The organism is Vibrio sp. S234-5 (genome assembly GCF_000960595.1).
Taxonomy (GTDB): domain Bacteria; phylum Pseudomonadota; class Gammaproteobacteria; order Enterobacterales; family Vibrionaceae; genus Vibrio.
Genome location: NZ_JZAM01000091.1, coordinates 1 through 1,007, shown reverse-complemented (window position 1 = coordinate 1,007; position 1,007 = coordinate 1). Strand labels below are relative to the sequence as shown.

Annotated in this window: 1 protein-coding gene; it reads left to right on the top strand. The window is 40.8% G+C overall.

Going from position 1 to position 1,007, the window contains the following annotated elements; genetic code table 11:
* Nucleotides 1-513 precede the first annotated feature (513 nt).
* Nucleotides 514-723 (top strand): DUF3955 domain-containing protein, encoded by a 210-nt coding sequence (locus tag UF06_RS03615; RefSeq protein ID WP_017049961.1) that lies wholly within the window; start codon nucleotides 514-516, stop codon nucleotides 721-723.
* Nucleotides 724-1,007 lie beyond the last annotated feature (284 nt).

Genomic DNA, 1,007 nt, shown 5'->3' with positions numbered 1-1,007 from the left:
TGTTCGAACAGGGTTCGCCATTCTTGGTTAGTGCGTCGTTTGGCCATTTCAAATCTCCTTTGGGTTGGAGGTTTGATCTTATTATTCGGGCTAGACGATTAGAATGCGGGGTTTATGATGCGCTTACTGTATATTACTATTTACCTTCAAGTATTTTGGGCATGCGAAAGTCCTTACGGCAGGACGCGTATGGCTTGGTGAGGTGTTTGGTGTTATATTTGAGACGAAAAGATAGCGGAATAAGCTACATTTTTAATTATATCACAAAGTCAAATGATTCAGAAATTTGACACTGCTACCTAACAAGCAATTTAAGAGGGATTCCCAACGCTTGGCATTCTTGCTTCTACTTCAATTTTAGTGGTTACGGTACAATGCTTCAGGTTGGGTGGTAGCGTTGCTCACCCCTTAATTGGGCGTTATAACTTGTCTGTCCAATCATGATTATTGGGGTGAACCATGTACTCTTACAAAATGTCTAACATTGTTAGATATTCAAATATTGAGGCTCCGATGAAATTTCTCCGTAAGTATAAAATAAGCGTTCTTTTCTGTGTCAGTGGTATTTTGTGTTTAATTGCTTATAACACCATCGGTTCATACGTAGATGAGAATGGCTTCTTAGTTGAGCCATTTGGGTTCATTCCTTTATTTTGGCTTTTTCAGCTACTGGCGTTAGTGGCTTTGGTTGTTACCTTCGTTAAACATAGAAAGGTTCAGTAAACGGGTTAGTTAAGCCACAAGCGCACTAAGAAGCTTCGTTATAACAAAGCATTTAAGAGTGATTCCCAACGCTTGGCATTTTTCATTCCATCGTTGGGTTTTGTGTTTACGGTGCAATGGTTTAGGCTTGGTGGTAGCGTTGCTCACACCTTAATGCGGCGTTATGCTTAATCACCAACAATCAGTGGTTTATGGTCTTTCTTTGTTCCCTTGGCTTGTGAGTTTTGTGTTTCTCGGCAAGTTGGCTTCAGTGGGCGCTGTTTTCCGGACAATGATTCTTTGGC

Bases quoted from the DNA above. Each gene is read 5' to 3' on its own strand.
- UF06_RS03615 (WP_017049961.1), top strand. From the start codon at position 514: ATGAAATTTCTCCGTAAGTATAAAATAAGCGTTCTTTTCTGTGTCAGT.